This window comes from Polynucleobacter sp. es-GGE-1 (genome assembly GCF_018882005.1).
In the GTDB taxonomy this organism is placed as follows: Bacteria; Pseudomonadota; Gammaproteobacteria; order Burkholderiales; family Burkholderiaceae; genus Polynucleobacter.
Genome location: NZ_JACVPE010000018.1, coordinates 1 through 2,090, shown reverse-complemented (window position 1 = coordinate 2,090; position 2,090 = coordinate 1). Strand labels below are relative to the sequence as shown.

General features: G+C 45.2%; 2 protein-coding genes. Both read left to right on the top strand.

The features are described from left to right. Window positions 1–522: ubiquinol-cytochrome c reductase iron-sulfur subunit (gene petA / locus ICN35_RS11325; protein ID WP_216127727.1), on the top strand; the 522-nt coding region annotated here is incomplete at its 5' end. Window positions 523–532: 10 nt separating this feature from the next. Beyond that, a complete protein-coding gene (locus tag ICN35_RS11320; RefSeq protein WP_216127724.1) occupies window positions 533–1,933 on the top strand; it encodes a cytochrome bc complex cytochrome b subunit in 1,401 nt (466 codons plus the stop codon). Window positions 1,934–2,090 lie beyond the last annotated feature (157 nt).

Here is a 2,090-nt window from a genome sequence, read left to right as displayed (position 1 = left end):
GCAGCCCTATACCCTTTTGTAGACAGTTTTGAGCCTTCCGAGCGTGCTAAAGCCGCTGGAGCTGCTGTTGAGATCGATATTTCAGGTATGAAGCCAGATGAAATGCGCATGGTTGAGTGGCGCGGCAAGCCAGTATGGGTTGTACGTCGCACTCCGGAGCAGGTCGCTGAATTGTCAAAAATTGATGGTGAATTGGCTGATCCAGATTCATTGCGCGATCCAGCTCAATTTACTCCTTCTTATGCCCAAAACCAATGGCGTTCAATTAAGCCTGAGTACTTGGTGGTGGTAGGTATCTGTACTCACTTGGGTTGCTCGCCAACGCCTAAGTTTGAAGCAGGTGCTCAGCCGTCATTACCAAATACTTGGCCAGGCGGCTTCCTTTGCCCATGCCATGGTTCTACCTTTGATATGGCAGGCCGCGTGTATAAGAACAAACCAGCCCCAGATAACCTTGAAGTGCCGCCACATATGTATTTAAGCGACACCAAGATTCTGGTTGGCGATGATAAGAAGGCCTAAGGAGAAATAAATGGCATTTCAAGAAAAACAAGTTCCGGCTGGTGCATCTTCAGCTCAAAAGTTAATGGCATGGGTAGATTCGCGTTTGCCAGTTACGGATGCATTTAAGCGTCACATGAGTGAGTATTACGCACCAAAAAATCTAAATTTTTTCTATATCTTTGGCGCGTTGGCCATTGTTGTTTTGGCGATTCAGATCATTACTGGCATTTTCTTGGTAATGAATTACAAGCCAGATGCTGCCAAAGCTTTTGAATCTGTTGAGTACATTATGCGCGAGGTGCCATGGGGCTGGTTGATTCGCTATATGCATTCTACGGGCGCTTCGATGTTCTTCGTAGTGGTGTACATGCACATGTTCCGTGGTTTGATCTACGGCTCCTATCGTAAGCCACGTGAGCTCATTTGGATTTTTGGTTGCGCGATCTTCTTGTGCTTGATGGGCGAGGCTTTCTTCGGTTACCTCCTCCCTTGGGGCCAAATGTCCTACTGGGGTGCTCAGGTGATTGTGAACTTGTTCTCTGCAATCCCATTCATTGGTCCAGACCTCTCTTTATGGTTGCGTGGAGATTACGTTGTAGGCGATGCAACCCTCAATCGCTTCTTTGCATTCCACGTGATTGCGATTCCATTGGTATTGATTGGCTTGGTTGCAGCCCATATTCTTGCGCTACATGAAGTAGGCTCTAACAATCCAGATGGAGTAGAAATTAAAAATACTCTGGATGCGAATGGGCATCCTGTTGACGGTATTCCATTTCATCCTTTCTATAGCGTCCATGATGTGATGTATCTAGGTGGCTTCTTGATGGTGTTTGCTTGCATCGTATTTTTTGCGCCGGAAATGGGCGGATATTTCTTAGAGGCAAATAACTTCATACCAGCAAATCCATTTGTGACCCCAACGCATATTGCACCGGTGTGGTATTTCACGCCTTTCTACTCAATGTTGCGCGCAACAACGTCTAACTTCTTATTGCCTTTATGGATCTTCTTAGCCGTGATTCTAGGAATGTTTGCTATGAGCGCCAAAGATATCAAAATCAAAGGTATTTGCGCTGCTATTGCAGTGGTTTTGGCTGCTGGTTTCTACGCGCTTGACGCAAAATTTTGGGGTGTAGTAATCATGGGTGGCTCAGTTGTGATTATGTTTTTCTTGCCATGGTTAGATCATTCCCCTGTGAAGTCGATTCGCTATCGTCCACAGTTTCATAAGTACATCTATGGCATTTTTGTCGTGACCTTTGTGATCTTGGGTTATTTGGGCATTCAGCCGCCATCACCAGTATTTGAAAAGATTTCTCAGATTTGCACGATTTATTATCTGGGCTTTTTTTTGGCAATGCCGTTCTGGAGCAAGCTTGGTACATTTAAGCCAGTTCCAACTCGCGTTACTTTTGAGGCTCATTAATTTACCTCTGAGATATTGGTAAAAAGAAATTAGGAACTAGTATGAAACGAATTCTGCAAACTTTGATGGGCATCTGCCAAGTAACAGTATTGGTTACCGCCCTTGGCTTTAGTCTTAACGCCAATGCAAATGAAGGCGGTTTCCCATTGGATACCGC